Annotated in this window: 22 protein-coding genes; 10 read left to right on the top strand and 12 right to left on the bottom strand. The window is 73.5% G+C overall.

Annotated elements, in window-relative coordinates; genetic code table 11:
* Nucleotides 1-2: 2 nt before the first annotated feature.
* From ACIQVT_RS11085 to ACIQVT_RS11075, 3 genes are all read right to left on the bottom strand, one after another.
* Complete coding sequence (locus ACIQVT_RS11085; protein WP_403750664.1) at nucleotides 3-251, bottom strand: hypothetical protein; 249 nt, start codon at nucleotides 249-251, stop codon at nucleotides 3-5.
* Entirely contained in the window at nucleotides 248-760 is a 513-nt protein-coding gene (locus ACIQVT_RS11080) for a sigma factor-like helix-turn-helix DNA-binding protein (protein ID WP_403750662.1), read from the bottom strand. The genes ACIQVT_RS11085 and ACIQVT_RS11080 overlap by 4 nt, the downstream gene beginning before the upstream one ends.
* Nucleotides 761-917: 157 nt before the next feature.
* Nucleotides 918-1,424 (bottom strand): MarR family winged helix-turn-helix transcriptional regulator, encoded by a 507-nt coding sequence (locus tag ACIQVT_RS11075; RefSeq protein ID WP_403750945.1) that lies wholly within the window; start codon nucleotides 1,422-1,424, stop codon nucleotides 918-920.
* Nucleotides 1,425-1,586: 162 nt separating this feature from the next.
* On the opposite strand from ACIQVT_RS11075, the gene ilvA reads away from it, so the two are divergent.
* Nucleotides 1,587-2,816, top strand: coding sequence for a threonine ammonia-lyase (gene ilvA / locus ACIQVT_RS11070; RefSeq protein ID WP_403750660.1), 1,230 nt, complete (start codon nucleotides 1,587-1,589; stop codon nucleotides 2,814-2,816).
* 104 nt (nucleotides 2,817-2,920) lie between these two features.
* Here ilvA and greA read toward each other — a convergent pair whose 3' ends face one another.
* Together greA and ACIQVT_RS11060 are read right to left on the bottom strand one after the other, a co-directional pair.
* On the bottom strand, nucleotides 2,921-3,418 hold the full coding sequence (greA, locus tag ACIQVT_RS11065; RefSeq protein WP_403750659.1) for a transcription elongation factor GreA: 498 nt from the start codon (nucleotides 3,416-3,418) through the stop codon (nucleotides 2,921-2,923).
* Nucleotides 3,419-3,607: 189 nt separating this feature from the next.
* The gene (locus tag ACIQVT_RS11060) at nucleotides 3,608-4,006 is read right to left on the bottom strand and encodes a DUF4307 domain-containing protein (RefSeq protein ID WP_403750657.1); all 399 of its coding nucleotides are present in this window, start codon (nucleotides 4,004-4,006) and stop codon (nucleotides 3,608-3,610) included.
* Nucleotides 4,007-4,107: 101 nt separating this feature from the next.
* Between ACIQVT_RS11060 and mca the strand changes: the two genes are divergently transcribed.
* From mca to ACIQVT_RS11045, 3 genes are all read left to right on the top strand, one after another.
* Nucleotides 4,108-4,989 (top strand): mycothiol conjugate amidase Mca, encoded by an 882-nt coding sequence (mca, locus tag ACIQVT_RS11055; RefSeq protein WP_403750655.1) that lies wholly within the window; start codon nucleotides 4,108-4,110, stop codon nucleotides 4,987-4,989.
* Nucleotides 4,982-5,230, top strand: coding sequence for a hypothetical protein (locus ACIQVT_RS11050; protein WP_403750653.1), 249 nt, complete (start codon nucleotides 4,982-4,984; stop codon nucleotides 5,228-5,230). Before mca ends, ACIQVT_RS11050 begins: the two co-directional genes overlap by 8 nt.
* Before the next feature lie 188 nt (nucleotides 5,231-5,418).
* On the top strand, nucleotides 5,419-7,452 hold the full coding sequence (locus ACIQVT_RS11045; protein WP_403750651.1) for a thioredoxin domain-containing protein: 2,034 nt from the start codon (nucleotides 5,419-5,421) through the stop codon (nucleotides 7,450-7,452).
* Between the two features lie 37 nt (nucleotides 7,453-7,489).
* On the opposite strand, the gene ACIQVT_RS11040 is transcribed toward ACIQVT_RS11045, so the two are convergent.
* From ACIQVT_RS11040 to ACIQVT_RS11030, 3 genes are read right to left on the bottom strand one after another with little or no spacing between them, the layout of a single operon-like run.
* Nucleotides 7,490-8,221: a Mut7-C RNAse domain-containing protein gene (locus ACIQVT_RS11040; protein WP_403750650.1), complete on the bottom strand. Its 732-nt coding sequence runs from the start codon at nucleotides 8,219-8,221 to the stop codon at nucleotides 7,490-7,492.
* Between the two features lie 26 nt (nucleotides 8,222-8,247).
* Entirely contained in the window at nucleotides 8,248-8,883 is a 636-nt protein-coding gene (locus ACIQVT_RS11035; RefSeq protein WP_403750649.1) for a TetR/AcrR family transcriptional regulator, read from the bottom strand.
* Between the two features lie 51 nt (nucleotides 8,884-8,934).
* Nucleotides 8,935-9,648, bottom strand: a complete 714-nt coding sequence (locus tag ACIQVT_RS11030) for a hemolysin III family protein (RefSeq protein ID WP_403750647.1) — start codon at nucleotides 9,646-9,648, stop codon at nucleotides 8,935-8,937.
* 280 nt (nucleotides 9,649-9,928) lie between these two features.
* Between ACIQVT_RS11030 and ACIQVT_RS11025 the strand changes: the two genes are divergently transcribed.
* On the top strand, nucleotides 9,929-11,767 hold the full coding sequence (locus ACIQVT_RS11025; protein ID WP_403750645.1) for a phosphoenolpyruvate carboxykinase (GTP): 1,839 nt from the start codon (nucleotides 9,929-9,931) through the stop codon (nucleotides 11,765-11,767).
* Nucleotides 11,768-11,975: 208 nt separating this feature from the next.
* Here the strand turns inward: ACIQVT_RS11025 and ACIQVT_RS11020 are convergent, their stop codons facing one another.
* Both ACIQVT_RS11020 and ACIQVT_RS11015 read right to left on the bottom strand, forming a co-directional pair.
* Entirely contained in the window at nucleotides 11,976-12,395 is a 420-nt protein-coding gene (locus tag ACIQVT_RS11020; protein ID WP_403750643.1) for a hypothetical protein, read from the bottom strand.
* Between the two features lie 125 nt (nucleotides 12,396-12,520).
* Complete coding sequence (locus tag ACIQVT_RS11015; protein ID WP_403750641.1) at nucleotides 12,521-13,732, bottom strand: pyridoxal phosphate-dependent aminotransferase; 1,212 nt, start codon at nucleotides 13,730-13,732, stop codon at nucleotides 12,521-12,523.
* Nucleotides 13,733-13,857: 125 nt separating this feature from the next.
* Here ACIQVT_RS11015 and ACIQVT_RS11010 point away from each other — a divergent pair, with 125 nt between their 5' ends.
* Both ACIQVT_RS11010 and ACIQVT_RS11005 read left to right on the top strand, forming a co-directional pair.
* Entirely contained in the window at nucleotides 13,858-14,583 is a 726-nt protein-coding gene (locus ACIQVT_RS11010) for a hypothetical protein (protein ID WP_403750639.1), read from the top strand.
* A 1,114-nt stretch (nucleotides 14,584-15,697) separates the two neighbouring features.
* Nucleotides 15,698-16,576 carry a trypsin-like serine peptidase gene (locus ACIQVT_RS11005; protein WP_403750637.1) on the top strand — a complete coding sequence of 293 codons (879 nt, stop codon included), beginning with the start codon at nucleotides 15,698-15,700 and terminating at the stop codon, nucleotides 16,574-16,576.
* Nucleotides 16,577-16,593: 17 nt separating this feature from the next.
* Here ACIQVT_RS11005 and ACIQVT_RS11000 read toward each other — a convergent pair whose 3' ends face one another.
* Together ACIQVT_RS11000 and ACIQVT_RS10995 are read right to left on the bottom strand one after the other, a co-directional pair.
* Entirely contained in the window at nucleotides 16,594-18,204 is a 1,611-nt protein-coding gene (locus tag ACIQVT_RS11000) for an amidohydrolase family protein (RefSeq protein ID WP_403750635.1), read from the bottom strand.
* A 9-nt stretch (nucleotides 18,205-18,213) separates the two neighbouring features.
* The gene (locus ACIQVT_RS10995; RefSeq protein WP_403750633.1) at nucleotides 18,214-19,485 is read right to left on the bottom strand and encodes an alanine racemase; all 1,272 of its coding nucleotides are present in this window, start codon (nucleotides 19,483-19,485) and stop codon (nucleotides 18,214-18,216) included.
* Nucleotides 19,486-19,664: 179 nt separating this feature from the next.
* Here ACIQVT_RS10995 and ACIQVT_RS10990 point away from each other — a divergent pair, with 179 nt between their 5' ends.
* From ACIQVT_RS10990 to ACIQVT_RS10980, 3 genes are read left to right on the top strand one after another with little or no spacing between them, the layout of a single operon-like run.
* Nucleotides 19,665-20,663 carry a sugar kinase gene (locus ACIQVT_RS10990; protein WP_403750631.1) on the top strand — a complete coding sequence of 333 codons (999 nt, stop codon included), beginning with the start codon at nucleotides 19,665-19,667 and terminating at the stop codon, nucleotides 20,661-20,663.
* Nucleotides 20,660-21,424, top strand: a complete 765-nt coding sequence (locus ACIQVT_RS10985) for an IclR family transcriptional regulator (RefSeq protein WP_403750629.1) — start codon at nucleotides 20,660-20,662, stop codon at nucleotides 21,422-21,424. Before ACIQVT_RS10990 ends, ACIQVT_RS10985 begins: the two co-directional genes overlap by 4 nt.
* Complete coding sequence (locus ACIQVT_RS10980; RefSeq protein WP_403750627.1) at nucleotides 21,421-21,831, top strand: RidA family protein; 411 nt, start codon at nucleotides 21,421-21,423, stop codon at nucleotides 21,829-21,831. The genes ACIQVT_RS10985 and ACIQVT_RS10980 overlap by 4 nt, the downstream gene beginning before the upstream one ends.
* Nucleotides 21,832-21,909 lie beyond the last annotated feature (78 nt).

The following is a 21,909-nucleotide window of genomic DNA, read 5'->3' as shown; positions in this document are numbered from 1 at the left end:
TCTCACCAGCCGGTGACCGGCGGGGTCGTCTGCGACGGCGGCTCCGCCCACGGGCGCGCCCCGGCCGCCCACACGGCGAACGCGACGGCCGCGGCGCACGCCAGCAGCCACAGCACCCGGCGGGCGAGCCGAAGCCGCCGCAGCCGGCGCTCGCCCCGCCGTACCGCCTCCGCGTACAGCTCGGGCGGCACGGGTGCCGCCGCCCGCTCCATGATCCGCCGTACGGCGGCCTCCCGCTCGGCCCGGTTCACCGCGCCCTCCCGCCCCTCACGACGGTGCCCGCCGGGTGCGGGGCGGCCGGCCGGGCGGGGTGCAGGAGCGTGGCCGCCGCGCGGTCGCAGACGGTGTGCACGCGGTCGGCAGGCAGCCCGAGCAGCGCCGCCGCCTGTTCCTCGGCGACCCCCTCGTACAGCCGCAGCACGAGGATCAGCCGGTCCCGCGGCGGCAGCGCGGCGAGCGGGCTGCCCGGATCGGGCCGGGCCCGGCCGGGGACGCCGTACCGGTACCAGACCGTGCGCGCGAACCGCCCGGCGAGGTACTGGCGGGCGCAGTCGTACGGGTCCTCGCCGTGCAGCCGGTCCCAGCGGGCGTAGGTGTGCGCGAGCGCGCGCGTCAGCAGGCGCCGCGCGCGCGGGTTGGCGTCCGGCGCCTCCGCGGTCAGCAGCGTGGCGGCGTGCAGCAGGCGTCCGGCCGCGCCGGCGACGAACGCCTGGAACTCCCCGGCCCGGCGGGCATCGCGGGCCACCTGCCGATCACGCACCGGACCTCCCCCGGCCAGGGGCCCTGTCCGGTACGGGACGGGTGGACCGCGTACGACTGAGGACCCGGTCTCATATGAGACCGGCGGCGGCCCGGGGTCAAGGGCCGGGAGCGCGTCGACCGGCCGGTGCGCCCGCGCGGCGGGCGTCGGGGACCGCTCAGGCCGTCGGCGGCTGGTCCGCCGCCGGGCCGCCCGGCGCCGCCATCCGCGCGGAGAGCGCGCCGTTGAAGCGGGTGAGGAGCGTGCAGAACTGCTCGCGCTCCTCCGGCGCCCAGTCGTGTGTCAGCTCGGCCATGAGCTGACGTCTGGAGGAGCGCACCTCCTCCAGCCGGGCGGCCCCGCGCGGCGACAGCTGGAGCACCACCGCGCGCCCGTCCTCCGGGTGCGAGGTGCGCTTGACGAGCCCGGTGTCGACCAGCGGCGCCACCTGCCGGGTGACCGTGGAGGAGTCGATGCCCATGCTCGCCGCGAGCGCCTTGACACCCATCGGACCCTCCCGGTCGAGCCGGTTGAGCAGCAGGTAGGCGGCGCGGTCCATGGAGTTGCGCACCTGGCCGATGCCGCCGAGCCGGGTCTGTTCGGCACGGCGGGCGAACACCGCCACCTCGTGCTGGAGGGTGTCGAGGAGACCGGTGTCACCGACGGTCGTCATGTCCATCGACATTTCAGGTGTTGTGGGCATGGCCGGAGGCTCGCTTCATGAAGGCTGCTGGGTTGGGGGACAGGGTACGCGGCCCGGGGCCGACCCGTACCGGCGCTGCGCGAACCCGGTCTCGCGGCTTGGTCACAGCCGTCGTCCCCGCGCGTGAACTGCGATGCTGGAGCCATGAGCTACGGCACGGCCGGTACCTTGCGCTCCGTCACCCTCGACGACGTACGCGGTGCCCAGAAGATGCTCTCGGGCGTGGCCCGCGTGACGGCCATGGAGGGCAGCCGGCACCTGACCCGGCTGGTCGGCGCGCCGGTCCACCTCAAGTGCGAGAACCTCCAGCGCACCGGCTCGTTCAAGCTGCGCGGCGCCTACGTCCGGATCGCCGGGCTGCTGCCCGAGGAGCGGGCGGCCGGCGTGGTCGCGGCGAGCGCCGGCAACCACGCGCAGGGCGTCGCGCTGGCCTCCGCGCTGCTGGGCGTGCCCGCGACGGTGTTCATGCCGCACGGCGCGCCGCTGCCCAAGGTCAGCGCGACCCGGGAGTACGGCGCCGAGGTGCGCCTGCACGGCCAGGTGGTCGACGAGACGCTGGCCGCCGCCCAGGAGTACGCGGCCCGGACGGGCGCGGTGTTCATCCACCCCTTCGACCACCCGGACGTGATCGCCGGGCAGGGCACGGTCGGCCTGGAGATCCTCGAGCAGTGCCCCGAGGTGCGCACGATCGTCGTCGGTGTCGGCGGCGGGGGGCTCGCGGCCGGGATCGCGGTGGCGGTGAAGGCGCTGCGGCCGGACGTGCGGATCGTGGGCGTGCAGGCGGAGGGCGCGGCGGCCTACCCGCCCTCGCTGTCCGCGGGCCGCCCGGTGTCGGTGCGTAACCCGGTGACCATGGCCGACGGCATCAGGGTGGGCCGGCCGGGTGTGGTGCCGTTCGGCATCGTCGAGGACTTGGTCGACGAGGTGCGCACGGTCAGCGAGGACCAGCTCTCGGCCGCGCTGCTGCTGTGCCTGGAGCGGGCCAAGCTGGTCGTGGAGCCGGCCGGGGCGAGCCCGGTCGCCGCGCTGCTGTCCGCGCCGCACGCCTTCGAGGGGCCGGTCGTCGCGGTGCTGTCCGGGGGCAACGTCGACCCGGTGCTGATGCAGCGGGTGCTGCGGCACGGCATGGCCGCCCAGGGCCGGTACCTGGCCGTACGGCTGCGGCTGACCGACCGGCCGGGCGCCCTCGCCACCGTCCTCGGGGTGCTGTCGGCGGCCGACGCCAACGTCCTCGACGTCAGCCACGTCCGCACCGACCCCCGGCTCGGGCTCACGGAGGCGGAGGTCGAGCTGCACCTGGAGACCAAGGGCCCCGCGCACTGCGCCGAGGTCGGCGAGGCGCTGCGGAACGCGGGCTACCCGGTCATCGGCTGACCGCGCGGGGGTCGGCGCGCGGGGCGCACGCGGCGGCGGGTACGGCGGAGCCCCCGGCGGTCCCGCTGCGGGGCGCCGGGGGCTCCGGGGTCCGTGGGCCGGGCTCAGCCCGTGTACGGCTCGGCCTTCAGGATGCGCACCGAGGCCTTCTTGCCGTTCGGCAGCTCGTACTCCGCGTCGTCGCCGACCGCGTGGCCGGTGACGCCGGAACCGAGCGGTGACTGCGGGGAGTACGTCTCGATGTCCGAGCTGGCGTACTCGCGGGAGGCGAGCAGGAAGGTCAGCGTGTCGTCCTCGTCGCCGTCGAAGGCGATCGTGACGACCATGCCCGGCGCGACCACGCCGTCCGCGGCCGGTGCCTCGCCGACCTTGGCCTTCTCCAGGAGCTGGGTCAGCTGGCGGACCCGCAGTTCCTGCTTGCCCTGCTCCTCCTTGGCGGCGTGGTACCCGCCGTTCTCGCGCAGGTCGCCCTCCTCACGCGCGGCCGCGATCTTGGCGGCGATCTCCGTGCGCGCAGGACCAGTAAGGTACTCAAGCTCGTCCCTGAGCTTGTTGTACGCCTCCTGGGTCAGCCAGGTGACGTTCTCGCTGGTCTGGGTCACAGGGTGCTCCTCGTCGGTACTGGGAATACAAAGCATCGCCCTACCCAGAAGAATGTTCCCTCTTGGATGGGCGAAACCACGAGCCTAACAATTCACGGCCGAAAGGGGGAGGACATAAGCCATCAGAATGACATCGGCCCAGGTAGGGGCGTACGAGGCCCGGCTGATCCGGGGAGTGTCCGCCCGCTGTCAGCCGGTGTGACAGCCCAGGAGTTCGGCCGTCGTGCCCCGGGCCGTCGTACGGAGGGTGACGACCCGGTCGATCCGCGTGGCCGAGCCGGAGAAGCGGAAGTCGGCCCGGCCGACCTCGGCGCCGTCGGCCGACTGGGACCGCACGGTGCAGTAACCCGAGGCGTCGGCGTCCTTGCGGACCTCCAGGTGCACCCGCACCGCGTCGTCGGACGCCTGGAAGGTGATCACCTGGCCGCTGATCTCGTTCTGCGCGACGTAGTGGTAGGCGAAGTAGCCCACCAGGGCGAGCAGGGCCGCGCCGAGCACCGTCGCGGCGATCCTGAGCTTGCGGTCGGCACGCTCGTCCGAGGAACGGCCGTAGCGGCCCTCGGGCAGCCGCGCGCTCGCCGTACTCATGATCGTCCCTTCCGCGGAATCAAACGTGCCCCGTTTCCGTCACTATAGAAGCCGCCGAACGCGCCGAAGACACGGGGCGCCGACCGACCGAGGAATGAGTCTTGACTGACCAGCTGCGACTGATGGCCGTTCACGCGCACCCCGACGACGAGTCGAGCAAGGGCGCGGCCACCATGGCGAAGTACGTGTCCGAGGGGGTGGACGTGCTGGTGGTGACGTGCACCGGCGGAGAGCGCGGATCCATCCTCAACCCCAAGCTCCAGGGCGACCGGTACATCGAGGAGAACATCCACGAGGTCCGCCGCAAGGAGATGGACGAGGCCCGCGAGATCCTCGGCGTCCGGCAGGAGTGGCTCGGCTTCGTCGACTCCGGGCTGCCCGAGGGCGACCCGCTGCCGCCGCTGCCCGAGGGCTGCTTCGCCCTGGAGGACGTCGACAATGCCGCCGGGGAGCTGGTGCGCAGCATCCGTTCCTTCCGACCGCAGGTGATCACCACCTACGACGAGAACGGCGGCTACCCGCACCCCGACCACATCATGACCCACAAGATCTCCATGGTGGCGTTCGAGGGCGCGGCGGACCCCGAGAAGTACCCCGAGGCCGAGTTCGGGCCCGCCTACCAGCCGCTGAAGCTCTACTACAACCAGGGCTTCAACCGTCCCCGCACCGAGGCGCTGCACCACGCGATGCTCGACCGCGGGCTGGAGTCGCCGTACGGGGAGTGGCTGAAGCGGTGGAACGAGATGGAGCGCACCGAGCGCACGCTGACCACCCACGTCCCGTGCGCGGACTTCTTCGAGGTCCGCGACAAGGCGCTGATCGCCCACGCCACGCAGATCGACCCGGACGGCGGCTGGTTCAAGGTGCCGCTGGACCTCCAGAAGAAGGTCTGGCCCACCGAGGAGTACGAGCTGGCGAAGTCCCTCGTCGACACATCCCTCCCCGAGGACGACCTCTTCGCGGGCATCCGGGACAATGCCTGACATGAGCGCAAGCGTGAGCCTGGCAGTGACGCACCTCGCCCCCCTCGCCAAGGAGCTGGACGAGAACAAGGTCACCCCCGGTGTCCTCGGCTTCATCGTCTTCGCGGTGATGGCCCTGGCCGTGTGGGGTCTGATGAAGTCCATGAGCAAGCACATGCGGAAGGTCGACTTCAAGGAGTCCCCGGCCGCCGACCCGGACCGCCCCGCGGACCGCCCCACCACCCCGACCCCCCAGCCCTGACCCCACCGGACCCAGCCACCCCGACCTCCCCACCTGGGGGTGGCGGTCCGCCGGCGCGCGCGTCGCGGAACCTCGTCCGGCGTGACTCCCGGTGAGGGACCGCGTGCCGGGCGCGGGGTCGGGCGCCGGGGCGCGCCCGGTGTCTGTGTGTCTCTCCGCGGTGCCGGAGGCCGTGGCACAGTGGAACGGTGAACCGACTGGCCCATGAGACGTCTCCGTATCTGCTCCAGCACGCCGACAACCCCGTCGATTGGTGGCCCTGGTCGGCCGAGGCCTTCGACGCCGCCCGCGCGGCCGGCAAACCCGTTCTGCTGAGCGTCGGGTACTCGAGCTGCCACTGGTGTCACGTCATGGCGCACGAGTCGTTCGAGGATCGGGGTACCGCCGAGTACCTCAACGAGCACTTCGTCAGTGTCAAGGTGGACCGCGAGGAGCGGCCGGACGTGGACGCCGTGTACATGGAGGCCGTCCAGGCGGCCACCGGGCACGGCGGCTGGCCCATGACCGTGTTCCTCACCCCGGACGCCGAGCCGTTCTACTTCGGCACCTACTTCCCGCCCGCCCCCCGGCACGGCATGCCCTCCTTCCGGCAGGTGCTGGAGGGGGTGCGGCAGGCGTGGACCACCCGTCGTGACGAGGTCACCGACGTCGCCGGGAAGATCGTCCGCGACCTCGCCCAGCGGGAGATCAGCCACCAGGGCGACAGCACGCCCGGCGAGCAGGAGCAGGCGCAGGCCCTGCTCGGGCTGACCCGCGAGTACGACCCCCAGCGGGGCGGGTTCGGCGGCGCGCCCAAGTTCCCGCCGTCGATGGTGCTGGAGTTCCTGCTGCGGCACCACGCGCGCACCGGCGCCGAGGGCGCCCTCCAGATGGCGCGGGACACCTGCGAGCGGATGGCCCGCGGCGGCATCTACGACCAGCTCGGCGGCGGGTTCGCCCGCTACTCCGTGGACCGTGACTGGGTCGTGCCGCACTTCGAGAAGATGCTGTACGACAACGCCCTGCTCTGCCGGGTCTACGCCCACCTGTGGCGGGCCACCGGGTCGGACCTGGCCCGGCGGGTCGCCCTGGAGACCGCGGACTTCATGGTCCGCGAGCTGCGCACGGACGAGGGCGGATTCGCCTCCGCGCTCGACGCCGACAGCGACGACGGCAGCGGACGGCACGTGGAGGGCGCGTACTACGTCTGGACGCCCGAGCAGTTGCGCCGGGTGCTGGGCGACGACGACGCGGCCCTCGCCGCCCGGTACTTCGGCGTGACCGAGGAGGGCACGTTCGAGCACGGGCAGTCCGTGCTCCAGCTCCCGGAGGCGGAGGGCGTCGCCGACGCCGGGCGGATCGCGTCCGTGCGGAGCCGGCTGCTCGCCGAGCGCGCGCGGCGGCCCGCCCCCGGCCGGGACGACAAGGTCGTCGCCGCCTGGAACGGCCTCGCCGTCGCCGCCCTGGCCGAGACCGGCGCCTACTTCGACCGGCCGGACCTCACCGAGGCCGCCCTCGGCGCCGCCGACCTGCTGGTCCGCGTCCACCTGGACGAGCACGCCCGCCTGGCCCGCACCAGCAAGGACGGCCGGGTCGGCGCGAACGCGGGGGTGCTGGAGGACTACGCCGATGTCGCCGAGGGCTTCCTCGCGCTCGCCTCCGTCACCGGCGAGGGTGTCTGGCTGGACTTCGCCGGGCTCCTCCTCGACCAGGTGCTGACCCGGTTCGCCGATGCGGAGAGCGGCGCCCTGTTCGACACCGCGGCCGACGCCGAGCAGCTCATCCGCCGGCCCCAGGACCCCACGGACAACGCCACCCCCTCCGGCTGGACCGCCGCCGCCGGCGCGCTGCTGGGGTACGCCGCGCACACCGGCTCCGAGGCCCACCGCACGGGCGCGGAGAGGGCGTTGGGGGTGGTGAAGACCCTCGGGCCGCGGGTGCCCCGGTTCATCGGCTGGGGGCTGGCCGTCGCCGAGGCACTGCTCGACGGACCGCGTGAGGTGGCCGTCGTCGGACCGGCCCGGGACGACGAACGGACGTCCGCCCTGCACCGTACGGCGCTCCTGGCCCCCGCCCCGGGTGCCGTGGTCGCCCGGGGCGTCCCGGACGGTGACGAGTTCCCGCTCCTCGCCGACCGCGTCCTGATCGGCGGCGAGCCGACCGCGTACGTCTGCCAGGGTTTCGTCTGCGAGCTGCCGGTGACGGACCCGGCGGCCCTGGAGGCGCGGCTGACGCGCGACTGACCGGACCCCGAGCTGTCCCCGGGCCCGGCCGGCCTCCTCAGCCGGCCTGGGCGCGCATGCTCAGCGCCCGCGCCACGACCGCCTCCAGCTGTGCGTGGTGGGCGCCCTTCCAGTAGGCCCGGCCGCACTCCGCGCACCGCGCGAAGACGTCGTACGACCGCTGGGTGCCGTCCTGGAGCTGGTCGGCGACCTCCTCCCGGGTGGCCGGCCGCAGCGGGCCGTTGCAGGCGGTGCAGCGGGTCCAGGGGCGCAGGTCGGGCGCGAAACGGTCCAGGACGTCGTGCAGCTGGTCGTCGGGCCGGGTGCTGCGGACGAAGGCGCCGGCCCACAGTTCGCGGCGGCGCAGCAGGCCCCGGTCCCGGCTGAGCAGGACCCGTTTCTCGGTCGCGGAGCGCGCGGCGAGCGCCGGGTCGCCGATGTCCGTCGACTCGTACGCCGTGTCCACGCCGAGCAGTCGCAGCCGCCGGGCCAGGGTGCCGAGGTGGACGTCGAGGAGGAAGCGCAGGGGCGCGCCGGGGACCCGCTGGGGGCGGGTTACCTCCTGGACGCGCACGCGCTCGCCCGCCGCCGGGACGTGGGAGCGGGCGACCTGGCGGCCGTCCACGACCAGCGCGCCGACCTCGGTCAGCGGCACCCCGAGGGACTCCACGACGTGGCCGAGGGTCGAGACGCCGTCCGTGGTCAGGGCGGTGGCGCCGGCGCGCCGGGCGGGCGCCACGAACAACTGGAGCGCGGGGGCGACTTCGACGTGGATCTGGGGTCCGTTCACCCCGTCAGGATGGCACGGGCCCGGCCTCAGGGGTTCTCCTCGGGCAGGCCGTGCGCCAGGACGTCCAGGGCGCGGTCGACCAGACGGACGAGGTCGTCCCGGTGGTCCCTCTCCGCCCAGTACAGCGCCGTCTCCAGCAGGGCGCCGACCAGGGACATCGCGTGGACCCGCACCTCCAGGCCGTCCGGGTCGCGGCCGGTGCGCTCGCCGATGGCCTGGCAGAGCGTGCGGCCGGTGACCGACATGCTCTCCCGCACGCGCCGGCGGACCGCGGGAACCTGGACCATCAGCCGGGTGCTCAGCCGGCAGGCGCGGGCGTCCTCCTCGATCCGCCGCCGGACGGCCTGCCGCAGGACGTGGCGGACGGTGTCCGGCCAGGGTTCCTCCGGGGGCCGCCGCCGGATCTCCGCGCGCAGGAGCGCGTCGTACTCGCCGGTGACGACGATGTCCTCCCTGGCCGGGAAGTACCGCAGGACGGTCGACGGCGACACCTCGGCGCGGGCGGCGATCCGGTCGATCGTGGCCGCCTCCCAGCCCCGCTCCTCGATGAGCGCGTAGGTGGCCGCGCGGATCGCCTCCCGGGTCCGGGTCTTCTTGCGTTCGCGCAGGCCGGGGCGGCGCCCGTCGGGGGCGGAGGCGGTGGGCGGGGGTGCGGCCGTCATCCGGTCATTGTCGGCCATCCTCCGCCGACCGTGCCGGGGAGACCCCCGGGGTCAGGCGTGCCGGTAGGCGACCAGCGAGATGCCGACGTAGTGGACGGCGAACGCGGCAAGGGTGAGGGAGTGGAAGACCTCGTGGAAGCCGAACCAGCGCGGTGACGGGTTCGGCCGCTTGATGCCGTAGACGATTCCGCCGGCGCTGTAGAGCAGACCGCCGACGACCACCAGGACGAGGACGGCGATGCCGCCGGTGCGCGCGAAGTCGGGCAGGAAGAAGACGGCCGCCCAGCCCATCGCGATGTAGCAGGGCGTGTAGAGCCAGCGCGGGGCGCCGACCCAGAGGACGCGGAAGGCGATGCCGGCCGCGGCGGCGCCCCAGATGCCCCACAGCAGCCACCGGCCCTTGCCGCCGGGCAGGAGCAGCAGGGTCAGCGGGGTGTAGGTGCCCGCGATGATCAGGAAGATGTTGGCGTGGTCCAGGCGGCGCAGGACCCGGTCCGTCCGGGGGCTCCAGTCGCCCCGGTGGTACAGCGCGCTGACGCCGAAGAGCAGGCAGGCCGTGAGGACGTAGATGCCGCAGGCGAGGCGTCCCCGGGAGGAGTGCGCGCCGGCGGTGAGCACGAGTCCGGCGATGAGCACGGCCGGGAACATGCCCAGGTGCAGCCAGCCGCGGAGCCGGGGCTTGACCGGGTGCGGCAGGGAGATCTCGACGGGACCGCGGCCGGCGGCCGGCGTGTCCGAGGGCGTGTCGGGGGCGGACGCAGTCATGGACCGCATGGTACCCAGCCGGTCCGAAACCGCCCACGGGTGCCACCCTTTGAAGGCCCCGAGGCAAAAAGTCCTTCAGTTGAACCCAACGTGGACGCAAAGAATCGCGGAAACCGTGGGATTCCTCACGCTGCTCACCTGTGATGCCCTCTGGACAGATGGGCACTAAACTCGGATGATCAAATGAGTGCGGTCGGCACCGGATGAGCGGGCTACGAAGCATCCGGGTCGCGGCCCCCACGGGGCGAACAACCCAAAAATCCCTCATCTAGGAGCAATCGTGGCGCGCGACATCGCGGCTCCCACCGTCGTCCCCACCCACCACCAGGAACTGATCTCGTGGGTCAACGAGATCGCCGAACTGACGCAGCCGGACAGCGTGGTCTGGTGCGACGGCTCCGAGGCCGAGTACGAGCGGCTGTGCGAGGAACTGGTCGCCAAGGGCACGTTCCGGAAGCTGGACCCGGTCAAGCGCCCCCACTCCTACTACGCCGCCTCCGACCCGACGGACGTCGCGCGCGTCGAGGACCGCACCTTCATCTGCTCCGAGAAGGAGGAGGACGCGGGCCCGACCAACCACTGGAAGGCCCCCGCCGAGATGCGGGAGATCTTCACCGGCGAACAGGGCCTGTTCCGCGGCTCCATGCGCGGCCGCACCATGTACGTCGTGCCCTTCTGCATGGGCCCCGTCGGCTCCCCGCTGTCCGCGATCGGCGTGGAGATCACCGACTCCGCCTACGTCGCCGTCTCCATGCGCACGATGACCCGCATGGGCCGGGCCGTCCTGGACGAACTGGGCGACGAGGGCTTCTTCGTGCGCGCCGTCCACACCCTGGGCGCACCCCTGGCCGAGGGCGAGCAGGACGTGCCGTGGCCGTGCAACTCCACCAAGTACATCTCGCACTTCCCCGAGTCGCGGGAGATCTGGTCCTACGGCTCCGGCTACGGCGGCAACGCCCTGCTCGGCAAGAAGTGCTACGCCCTGCGCATCGCCTCCGTCATGGCCCGCGACGAGGGCTGGCTGGCCGAGCACATGCTGATCCTCAAGCTCACCCCGCCGCGCGGCGAGTCCAAGTACGTCGCCGCCGCGTTCCCCAGCGCCTGCGGCAAGACCAACCTCGCCATGCTGGAGCCCACGATCTCCGGCTGGACCGTGGAGACGATCGGCGACGACATCGCCTGGATGCGGTTCGGCGAGGACGGCCGCCTCTACGCGATCAACCCCGAGGCCGGCTTCTTCGGCGTCGCGCCCGGCACCGGTGAGCACACCAACGCCAACGCGATGAAGACGCTCTGGGGCAACGCCGTCTTCACCAACGTCGCGCTCACCGACGACGGCGACGTGTGGTGGGAGGGCATGACCGAGGAGCCCCCGGCCCACCTGACCGACTGGAAGGGCAACGACTGGACGCCGGCCGCCGGCACGCCGGCCGCCCACCCCAACGCCCGCTTCACCGTGCCGGCCTCGCAGTGCCCGATCATCGCGCCCGAGTGGGAGGACCCCAAGGGCGTGCCGATCTCCGCCATCCTCTTCGGCGGCCGGCGCGCCAGCGCGGTGCCGCTGGTGACGGAGGCCTTCGACTGGAACCACGGCGTGTTCCTCGGCGCCAACGTGGCCTCGGAGAAGACCGCGGCGGCCGAGGGCAAGGTCGGCGAGCTGCGCCGCGACCCGTTCGCCATGCTGCCGTTCTGCGGCTACAACATGGGCGACTACATGGCCCACTGGATCGACATGGGCAAGTCCGCCGCGCGGCACGGGGGCGACCCGTCGGCGCTGCCGAAGATCTACTACGTCAACTGGTTCCGCAAGAACGACGAGGGCGCGTTCGTCTGGCCCGGCTTCGGCGAGAACTCCCGCGTCCTGAAGTGGATCGTGGAGCGGCTGGAGGGCACGGCCGAGGGCGTCGAGACCCCGATCGGCGTGCTGCCGGCCAAGGGCGCGCTGGACACCGACGGCCTCGACCTGTCCGAGTCCGACCTGGACTTCCTGCTCACCGTCGACGAGGACGTGTGGCGCGAGGAGGCCGCCCTGATCCCCGGTCACCTGGAGACCTTCGGCGAGCACACGCCGAAGGAGCTGTGGGACCAGTACCGCGCGCTGGTGGAGCGCCTGGGCTGAGCGCCCCCGACGACTCCACGGCCGGTCGCGTGCCCTGACCAGCGATCGTCACGGCCGGCCGTGGGACCCACCTGACCGGAAGGGGCCCCGCACAACGGCGTGCGGGGCCCCTTCCGCCGTCCGGGGACGGCATGGTGTGTGGCGCCCGGTCCGCGCGTCGCTGCGGGTGCACGCGGACCGGGGCCGATCGGGGGAGCCGGGCGGGAGGTCAGCGGGTGGTGCTGAGCTCCTTCGGCCCGGACAGCGCGGCGCCGTGGGCGTCCATCCGCTGGGCCGCGAGGATGGCCGCGGCCGTGTCCGCGCGGGAGGCGGCGACGAGGAGCGCGCGTCCGGCGAGGGTGTGGGCGCGCCGGTGCAGGGCCTGCGGGTCGCCCGCCGCGCCCGGCGCCGCCCGCAGGGGGGTACGTCCGTCGCGCAGCCGGGTCACCTGTGCCACGAGGCGCTCCGCGGCCGTGTCCAGGTCCGCGGCCGGGGTCAGCGCGCGCAGTTCGTCGGTGACGGCGAGCAGCGCCGAGAGGTGACCGGCGAGCTGGATGTCCAGCTCCTCCTCGCGTGAGCGGTGCGGGCCGCCGGAAACGGTGCCGGCCATCGTGGTGTGGACCGACTTGGTGCGGATCGGTTCGTACATGGGGATGGCCTCCTGTGCTCTGACAGGAAACCATCCTAGCTTGGATTTCGTCTAAAGTTGAGTCAGGTCACGGAACGCGGTCCGCCGCTGGCCCTCCGTGCGCCACGGCCGCCCGGCCGGGCCGGCTACGGCTGGCCGTACCCGTCCAGGAAGGTGCCGATCCTCGTGACGGCGTCCCGCAGGTCGGCGACGGTCGGCAGCGTCACCACCCGGAAGTGGTCCGGCTCCGGCCAGTTGAAGCCCGAGCCCTGCACGACCATGATCTTCTCCTGCCGCAGCAGGTCCAGGACCAGCTGCCGGTCGTCCCTGACCTTGAAGACCTTCGGGTCCAGGCGCGGGAACAGGTACAGCGCGCCCCTGGGCCGTACGCAGCTCACGCCCGGGATCTGCGTCAGCAGTTCGTAGGCGGTGTCCATCTGCTCCTTCAGTCGCCCGCCCGGCAGCACCAGCTCGTTGATCGTCTGGCGCCCGCCGAGCGCGGCGACCACCCCGTGCTGGCCCGGCATGTTGGCGCACAGCCGCATGTTCGCCAGGATCGTCAGACCCTCGATGTAGGAGTCGGCGTGCGCGCGGGGGCCGGAGATCGACATCCAGCCGACGCGGTAGCCCGCCACCCGGTAGGCCTTCGACATGCCGTTGAAGGTCAGGGTGAGCAAATCGGGGGCGACCTTGGCGGTCGGGGTGTGCGTGGCGCCGTCGTAGAGGATCCGGTCGTAGATTTCGTCGGAGCAGACCAGCAGGTTGTGCCGGCGGGCGATGTCGGTCAGGCCCTTGAGCATCGCCTCGTCGTACACCGCGCCCGTGGGGTTGTTCGGGTTGATGATGACGAGCGCCTTGGTGCGGTCGGTGACCTTGCGTTCGATGTCGGCGAGGTCGGGCATCCAGTCCGCCTGCTCGTCGCAGCGGTAGTGCACGGCCGTGCCGCCGGAGAGGGAGACGGCCGCCGTCCACAGGGGGTAGTCCGGGGCGGGTACGAGGACCTCGTCACCGTCGTCCAGCAGGCCCTGCATCGCCATCACGATCAGCTCGGAGACGCCGTTGCCGATGAAGACGTGCTCCACGTCCGTCTCGATGCCGATGGTCTGGTTGTGCATGACGACCGCGCGGCGGGCGGCGAGCAGGCCCTTGGCGTCCCCGTAGCCGTGCGCGGTGGAGACGTTGCGGAGGATGTCCTCGAGGATCTCCGGGGGGCACTCGAAACCGAACGCCGCCGGGTTGCCGGTGTTCAGCTTGAGGATGCGGTGGCCCGCCGCCTCCAGCCGCATGGCCTCCTCGAGAACCGGGCCGCGGATCTCGTAACAGACGTTGGCGAGCTTCGTGGACTGGATCACCTGCATGTCGTGAGCTTACGGCCCGGTAACGCCTCGTGGGCCGTGTTTTTCATTACGTGAGACACAGAGGTTTGACCGGATATCGCCGCTGACTGTCTCAGGAGCCACTTGCGTCTCTAGAATCCGCTGACATGTCCACGGAACGGGAGCACGAGGCGGCGCCGCACGCCCCTGAGGAGGCGTCCGGCGCGCCGGGCGTCCGGCCGAACGTCTACCACCCGCGGTCCGCCCCGGCCCCGGCCTACGAGGAGTACGCCGACCCCGCCGCGGCGCACGGCTGGCAGGACGCGTACGACGCCACGCGCGAGCTGCCCCCGGTGCCCGCGCGGCCCCTGCCGCGCGGACCGGACGCGGGCCGGGCGCAGCGGCGGCGGGCGGGGCGGCGCGCGGGCGGCCGCCGCCGGGTGGTCGTGCTCGCCGGTGCCCTCGCCGCGGCCGGGACCGTCGCGGCGGTGATCGCCGCGCTGTCCGGCGCGCACACCCCGGCCGGGTCCCGCCCCGTCGACGGCGGGCGTACCGCGGGCGGCACCCCCACCACCGACGGCGCCACCGGCACGTCCGACGCGGCCGCGCCGACCCGGCCCGCGACGTCCCCGGCCGTCACGGCCCCGGCCTCCGCCTCCACCTCCGTCGCGGCGCCGCCGCCGAGCACGGCCGCCGGCCCCTCCGGCGGCACGGCCGCCGGCACCCGCCCGGCCGGGCCCGGGGCGACCCCGGCCGTCACGGTGTCGGCCACGCCGTCCGCGACGGTCACGGCCACCCCGTCCGCGACCGTGCCCCCCGCCCCGACGTGGTCCACCTCCGTCGGCCCGGGCGGCCGGGGCCACGGCCACCGGTGGCCGGGACGGCCGCACTGACCTGCCCGGCGCCCCGAACGTCGGCGCGCGGCGCAGTGGTTGGGTGCAGGGGTGGCCATACCGACGGCGCGGCCGTGGCGGCCCGGCCCGCGAGGTCCCCGGCCACGACCTCCGCCTCCGTCGCGGCCCCGTCGCCGAGCGCGGCCGCCGCCCGTCCCTCCGGCGGCGCGGCCGTGAGCACCTGTCCGGTCGGGTCCCGGGCGATCCCGGCTCGCACGGTCACGGCCACCCCCGTGCCCACCGTCCCGGCGTGGTCCACCTCCGTCGGCCCGGGCGGCCGGGGCCACGGCCACCGGTGGCCGGGACGGCCGCACTGACCTGCCCGGCGCCCCGAACGTCGGCGCGCGGCGCAGTGGTTGGGTGCAGGGGTGGCCATACCGACGGCGTCGCCGACATGTCCGGCCCGGTCCGCACCGTCCCCGGTCGTCACGGTCGCGGTCATCGCCTGCGCCGCCGAGCGCGGCCGTCGTCCGACCCTCCGGTGGCGCGGTCGTGAGCACCCGTCCGGCTAGACCTGGGGCGACCCCGGTCGTCACGGTGTCGACCGCGCCGTCCGTCACTGTGCCCATGGGCCCGACATGGTCCGCCTCCGTCGGTCCGGGCGGTTGGGGGCGCCGGTGGCCGTGGCAGCCGTACTGACCCCTCCGGTACCCCGAACGTCGGTGCGTGGCGGAGCGGTCTCATGCCGGGAGCGTCGTACCGGCGGCGCCGCCGGCGCGTCCCGCGCGGCCGCCGTCCGACCTTCCGGTGGCGCGGTCGTGAGCACCCGTCCGGCTAGGCCTGGGGCGACCCCGGTCGTCACGGTGTCGACCGCGCCGTCCGTCACTGTGCCCACGGCCCCGGCCGCCGCCCCGACGTGGTCCACCTCCGTCGGTCGTGGTGGCCGCAACTGACCCGTCCGGTACTCCGAACGCTGCTGCAAGGGACAGGAGTTGGATGTCAGGGCTGTCGTGTTAGCGCCCGTGATGCGAGAGTTGACCCCGCGCACAGGGAAACCCCTATGACCTGACGCGGCTTCTTGTCCCCGGGCCCTTCGGCGCCTGAGAATGCGCATGACAATCGATGGGCGGCCGGATGCACTCCGGTCGCCCGAGTCGTAAGAGGGGACCCCCACATGAACAAGCCTCTCCTTGCCGCGCTCTCCTCCCTGGCGATAGCCGGGCTGGGTGCCACGCCGGCGATCGCCGCCCCGCACACCGCCGCCCCGCACACCGCCGCCCCGCACGCCGCGGCCCCGCACACCGCCAAGGCCGCCGCGGTGACCGTCAACTTCGCCGGCACCGTCTCGCTCAGCAACTGTTCCGGCTCGGTCATCCGCTTCCCCAACTCCGCCGACACCGACCCGGCCCTCGTGCTCACCAACGGCCACTGCCTGGAGACCGGGTTCCCGGAGCCCGGCGAGGTCATCACCGGCCAGTCCTCCAGCCGTACCTTCGGGCTGCTGAACTCCGCCGGCACCAAGGTCGCCACGCTCCGCGCCAACCAGGTCGTCTACTCGACCATGACGGACACCGACGTCACGATCTACCGCACCACCACCACGTACGCGGCGATCCGCAGCTCCTACGGCATCAGCCCGCTCACCGTGCAGGACACGCACCCGGTGGCCGGCACCGCCATCAAGGTGGTCTCGGGCTACTGGAAGCGCATCTACAGCTGCAACGTCGACGGGTTCGTGTACCGCCTGAAGGAGGGCGACTGGACCTGGAAGGACTCCCTCCGCTACACCTCGGCCTGTGACACCATCGGCGGCACCTCCGGCTCCCCGGTCATCGACACCACCACCGGCAAGGTCGTCGCCGTCAACAACACCGGCAACGAGGACGGACAGCGCTGCACGGAGAACAACCCGTGCGAGGTGGACGCCAACGGCAACGTCACCGTCCGCCAGGGCATCAACTACGCCGAGGAGACCTACAACATCCCGGCCTGCTTCACCACCGGCAACAAGCTCAACCTGAGCGCGTCCGGCTGCACGCTGCCCAAGCCGTAGCCGCCGGCGGCGGGCGGTCACACCGGAGTACGGCGGACCGCCCGCCCCGCCAGCACGTCGGTGCGCCGGCCGTCCTCGATGACGAACCGGCCGTCGACCAGGACGTACGGGATGCCCTCCGGCAGCCTGCGCGGCTCGGCGAAGGTGGCGCCCGGCGCGACCGTCCGCGGGTCGAACAGCACCAGGTCCGCCCGGTACCCCTCGCGTACCAGTCCCCGGTCCGGCAGCCGCAGCCGGGCCGCGGGCCGTCCGGTCAGCCGGGCGACGCACGCCTCCAGTGTCAGCACGCCCAACTCCCGCACGTAGTGCCCGAGATAGCGCGGGAAGGTGCCGTACGCCCGCGGGTGCGGCTTGCTGCCCCGCAGGATGCCGTCGGAACCACCGGTGTGCGCCCGGTGCCGCATGATCGCGCGGACGTTCTCCTCGTGGCCCACGTGCTGGAGGACCGTCGTGCCCAGCCGGTCCCGCAGCAGCAGTTCACGGGCCGTGGCCCAGGGCGTCTCCCCGCGCAGCTCGGCCGCCTCCCGCACCGTACGGCCCACCAGGCCGCCCAGCGCCGGGTCGGTGACCCCGGAGATCTCCACGGTCTCCCACTCCACGGGCACGCCGTGGCAGCCGTCGGAGCCGGTGACCTCCAGGTCGTGCCGGACGCGTTCGGCCGTCCCCGGGTCCGCCAGCCGGGCCAGGACCTCCTTCGGGCCGCCCTCGCCGGCCCAGCTGGGCAGCAGCGCGGCCAGGGTGGTGCAGCCGGGGGTGTACGGGTAGGTGTCCAGGGTGATGTCGGCGCCCTCGTCCAGGGCGCGGTCGAGCAGGGCCAGCAGCTCGGGCGCCCGGCCCCGGTTCACGCCGAAGTTCATCGTCGCGTGGGCCAGGTGCAGCGGGCAGCCCGCCTCCCGGGTCAGGTCGACCATCTCGGCGTATGCCGCCAGGGCGCCGGCGCCGTAGGAGCGGTGGTGCGGGCAGTAGTAGCCGCCGTACGACGCCACCACCCGGCAGAGTTCGGTCAGTTCACCGTCCGGCGCGTACATGCCGGGCGTGTACGTCAGTCCCGAGGACAGTCCGACCGCGCCCTGCTCCAGTCCCTCGGCCACCAGCCGCCGCATCCGGTCCAGTTCGCCGGGGGTGGCCTCGCGGTCCTCCCAGCCGACGGCCAGGGCCCGCACGGTGCCCTGCGGGACGAGGTAGGCCGCGTTGACGGCGATGCCGCGGTCCAGCCGGTCGAGGTACTCGCCCACCGACCGCCAGTCGAAGTCGACGTCGTCGCCGTACCCGTTCCAGCCGGTGATCGCCCGCCGCACCTCGGTCAGCGTGCGGTCGTCCACCGGCGCGTACGACAGCCCGTCCTGGCCGATCACCTCCAGGGTGACCCCCTGCGCGGCCTTGGCGCTGTGGTCGGGGTCGCGCAGCAGGGCCAGGTCGGAGTGGGCGTGCATGTCGATGAAACCGGGGGAGAGGACCAGGCCCTCGGCGTCCAGCTCCCGCACGGCACCCGGCCGCTGGCAGCCCGCCGCGGCGGCCTCCTTCACGATCGAGACGATCCGGCCGCCGTCGACCACGACGTCGGCGCGGTAGGAGTCCGCGCCGCTGCCGTCGACGACGTCGGCGTCGCGGATGACCAGGTCCTCCACGCGGGCCTCCTAGAAGAACGTGCGGACGTGGTCGACGACCGTGCCGTCGGCCTCGGTCACCGGGATCAGCTGCCACTTGTCGAAGATCGTGCACGGATGGGACAGCCCGAAGCCGATCAGGTCCCCGACCGCGAGGTCCGCGCCGGGCGCGGTGCGCAGCCACAGGTGCTGGTCGGACAGGGCGCTCACCTCGATGCCGGCCGCCGGGCGCTCGGTGCCGTCCCGGCGTACCACGTGGGCCACCGGCAGGTCCAGGTCGTAGGCGGCGTCGCGCTTGCCCGCGTTCACGAAGGCCTCCGTGGGCGAGGGCCGGGACACCACCTGCGCCCACAGCCGGAACGCGGGCTCCAGCGCGCCCTCCTCGGGCACCCGGTTGAACGGCGTCAGCCGGTCGTAGTGCACGTCGTCGTGGGAGACGTAGGCGCCGGAGCGCAGCAGCCGCAGCACCGGCCGGGAGAGGCCGGGGACGCCGGCGAGGACGTCGGCGACCACGTCGAACCACTCGCTGCCGCCGGCGCTGACCACGACGGTGTCCGCCCCGGCGAACCGCCCGGCCCGGTCGAACTCCACCGCGAGGCCCACCAGCCGCTCCAGCCAGTCCCGCACCCGCTCCGGGGAGGCGCCCGGCACCTGGGCCTCGTACCCCGCCACACCGACGAGCCGCAGGGTGCCGGTGCCGGCCACCGCGTCGGCGACCGCCACGGCCTCCGTCCCGGTGCGCACCCCGGTCCGGGCGCCCTCGCCCGCGCCCAGCTCCACCACCACGTCCACCGGGCGGGCCGCGCCCCGCAGCGCCGCGTCCATCAGCTCCACCCCGCGCACGGAGTCGACGTAGCAGACGAACCGGAACTCGGGGTCGGCGGCCAGCTCGGCGGCGATCCAGCGCAGCGCCGAGGCGTCCACCAGCTCGTTGGCGAGGAAGATCCGCCGGACGCCGAACGCGCGGGCGACCCGCACCTGGTGCGGCACGGCCAGCGTGATCCCCCAGGCGCCGTGGGCGAGCTGGCGGTGGAAGAGCTGCGGGGCCATGGAGGTCTTGCCGTGCGGGGCGAAGGCCAGGCCGTGCCGGGCGGTGTACGCCTCCATCAGCGCGAGGTTGTGCGCCAGGCGCTCGGCGGACAGGGTGAGCAGCGGGGTGGTGTACCCGTCCTCCGTCCGGAACACGTTGCGGCGCTGGGCCGTCAGCTCGCCGACGGTCAGCCCGTCGGCGTCCGCCGGGAGGCCCTTGAAGCGGTGGTCGACACGTTCCCCGGCCAGGCGGGCGAGCGCTTCCGTGCTCATGGAGCCCCTCTCTCGGTCCGTGCATTGCGATATGTGCAACGGCCATTGCGTGTGGTGCTGACTGGTGTCTAGCATCTCGCCGAACACCGGGTCAACGGAGCACCGTCACCCGGCAATCGACAGGAGCCATCATCGACGACGCTGCTTACGCCCCGGCCGTTGCGCACCCGTGGGACGTCGTGGACGTGGTGACGCTCGGCGAATCCATGGTCACCTTCCTGCCCGGCCGGGCCGGCCGCCTCGCCGACGTGCCCTCCTTCGACCGGGCCATCGGCGGCGCCGAGTCCAACGTGGCCTGCGCCCTCGCCGCGTTCGGGCACACCGCGCGCTGGGTCGGCCGGGTCGGTGCCGACGGCTTCGGCGACCACCTGGTGGAGCGCATCGCCGGCCACGGGGTCGACGTCTCCGCCGTCCGCCGGGACCCCGCGCGCCCCACCGGCGTGTACTTCCGCACCGCCGGGGACCGCGGGACCGGCGCCCACGAGGTGGCGTACTACCGCGAGGGCTCGGCCGCCTCCGCGATGAGCACCGCCACGGTGGACCTGGCCGCCGTACGGGCCGGGCGCGTGCTGCACCTGTCGGGCATCACCGCCGCCCTCTCCGGCGACTGCCTGGAGCTGATGCGCGCGCTCACCGCCCGGGCCCCCGGCCGCCCCCTGCTCTCCTTCGACGTCAACCACCGCCCCGGCCTGCCCGGAACCGACCCGGCCGCCCTCCTGGAGCTGGCCCGCGGCGCCGACCTCGCCTTCGTCGGGGAGGACGAGGCGGAACAGGCGTGGGGCGTCACCGGCGGACCGGCGGCGATCCGCGAGGCGCTGCCCGAACCGGCGGTCCTGGTCGTCAAACAGGGGGCGCGGGGAGCGACGGCGTTCGACGGCGGCCCCGCCTTCCAGCCGGCCCCGCGCACGAGCGTCGTCGCGCCCACCGGCGCCGGGGACGCCTTCGCCGCCGGCTTCCTCTCCGCCACCCTGCGCGGCCTGCCGGTACGCGACCGCCTGCGCCACGGCCACCTGATGGCCGCCGCCGCCCTCACCACCCGCGGCGACCTCGCCGCACCCCCCGCCCGCGCCCACGCCGACCGCCTCGCCGCCCTGGACGACGACGCATGGGGGAGACTTCGACTCGGCCCGGGCTGGACAAAGGCCGACCGGGCCACCGAGGAGGCGAACACCCCATGAGTCAGACCGTCGACCGCGCCCTGAGCATCCTGCCGCTGCTCGCCGAGGGCCCGGCGGACCTCGGGCAGGTCGCCGACCGCCTGGGCGTCCACAAGTCCACGGCCCTGCGCCTCCTGCGTACCCTGCACGAACACGGCCTGGTCTACCGCCAGTCCGACCAGCGCTACCGGCTCGGCGCCCGGCTCTTCGCCCTCGCCCAGGAGGCGATGGAGAACCTCGACGTCCGCGAGATCGCCCACCCCCACCTCGCGCGCCTGAACGAGACGTGCGGACACACCGTCCACCTCGCCGTGTACGAGGAGAACGAGGTCCTCTACATCGACAAGGTGGAGAGCCGCTACCCGGTCCGCATGTACTCGCGGATCGGCAAGCCCGTCGCCATCACCGTCGCCGCCGTGGCCAAACTGCTCCTCGCCGACCTCCCCGAACCCGAGCGCCGCGCCCTCGCGGACAAACTCGACTACCCCTTTTACACCGCCCGTTCCACCCCCAACGCGGCCGCGTTCCTGCGGGAGCTGGAGCAGGTGCGCGAACAGGGCTGGGCCACCGACCTCGGCGGCCACGAGGAGTCCATCAACTGCGTGGCCGCACCGATCCGCGGCGCCGACGGCCGCGTCGTCGCCGCCATGTCGGTCTCCGCGCCAAACGTCGTCGTCACCGCCGACGAACTCCTCACCCTGCTCCCGCTGGTGCGCCGTACCGCGGACGCGATCAGCGGCGAGTACTCCGGACGCACACCAGTGAAGGGCACCCCCGTATGACCGAGAAGACCGCGCTCACCCCGAAGTCCCACACCGCCCCGCCCGCCGCGTTCTCCCACGGCGTCCGCAAGGGCAACATCCTCCAGGTCGCCGGCCAGGTCGGCTTCCTGCCCGCCGAGGAGGGCCGGCCGCCCACGCCCGCCGGTCCCACCCTGCGCGAGCAGACCCTCCAGACCCTCGCCAACGTACGGGCGGTCCTGGAGGAGGGCGGCGCGGGCTGGGACGACGTCATGATGATCCGCGTCTACCTCACCGACGTCGCCCACTTCGCCGAGATGAACGACGTCTACAACGCCTACTTCGCCGAGCAGGGCCTCACCCAGCCGCCCGCCGCCCGCACCACGGTCTACGTCGGCCTGCCCGCCGGCCTGCTCGTCGAGATCGACGCGCTGGCCGTCCTGGGCTGACCCCCGCCCCCGACGGCCCGGCGCCGCCCGCCCCACCCGTACCTCCCGCACGGCACGGCACCCTCCGGGGCGCCGTGC

It is taken from the genome of Streptomyces sp. NPDC100445, from assembly GCF_044759735.1.
GTDB lineage: Bacteria > Actinomycetota > Actinomycetes > Streptomycetales > Streptomycetaceae > Streptomyces.
This window is presented reverse-complemented; position numbering and strand designations above follow the sequence as displayed.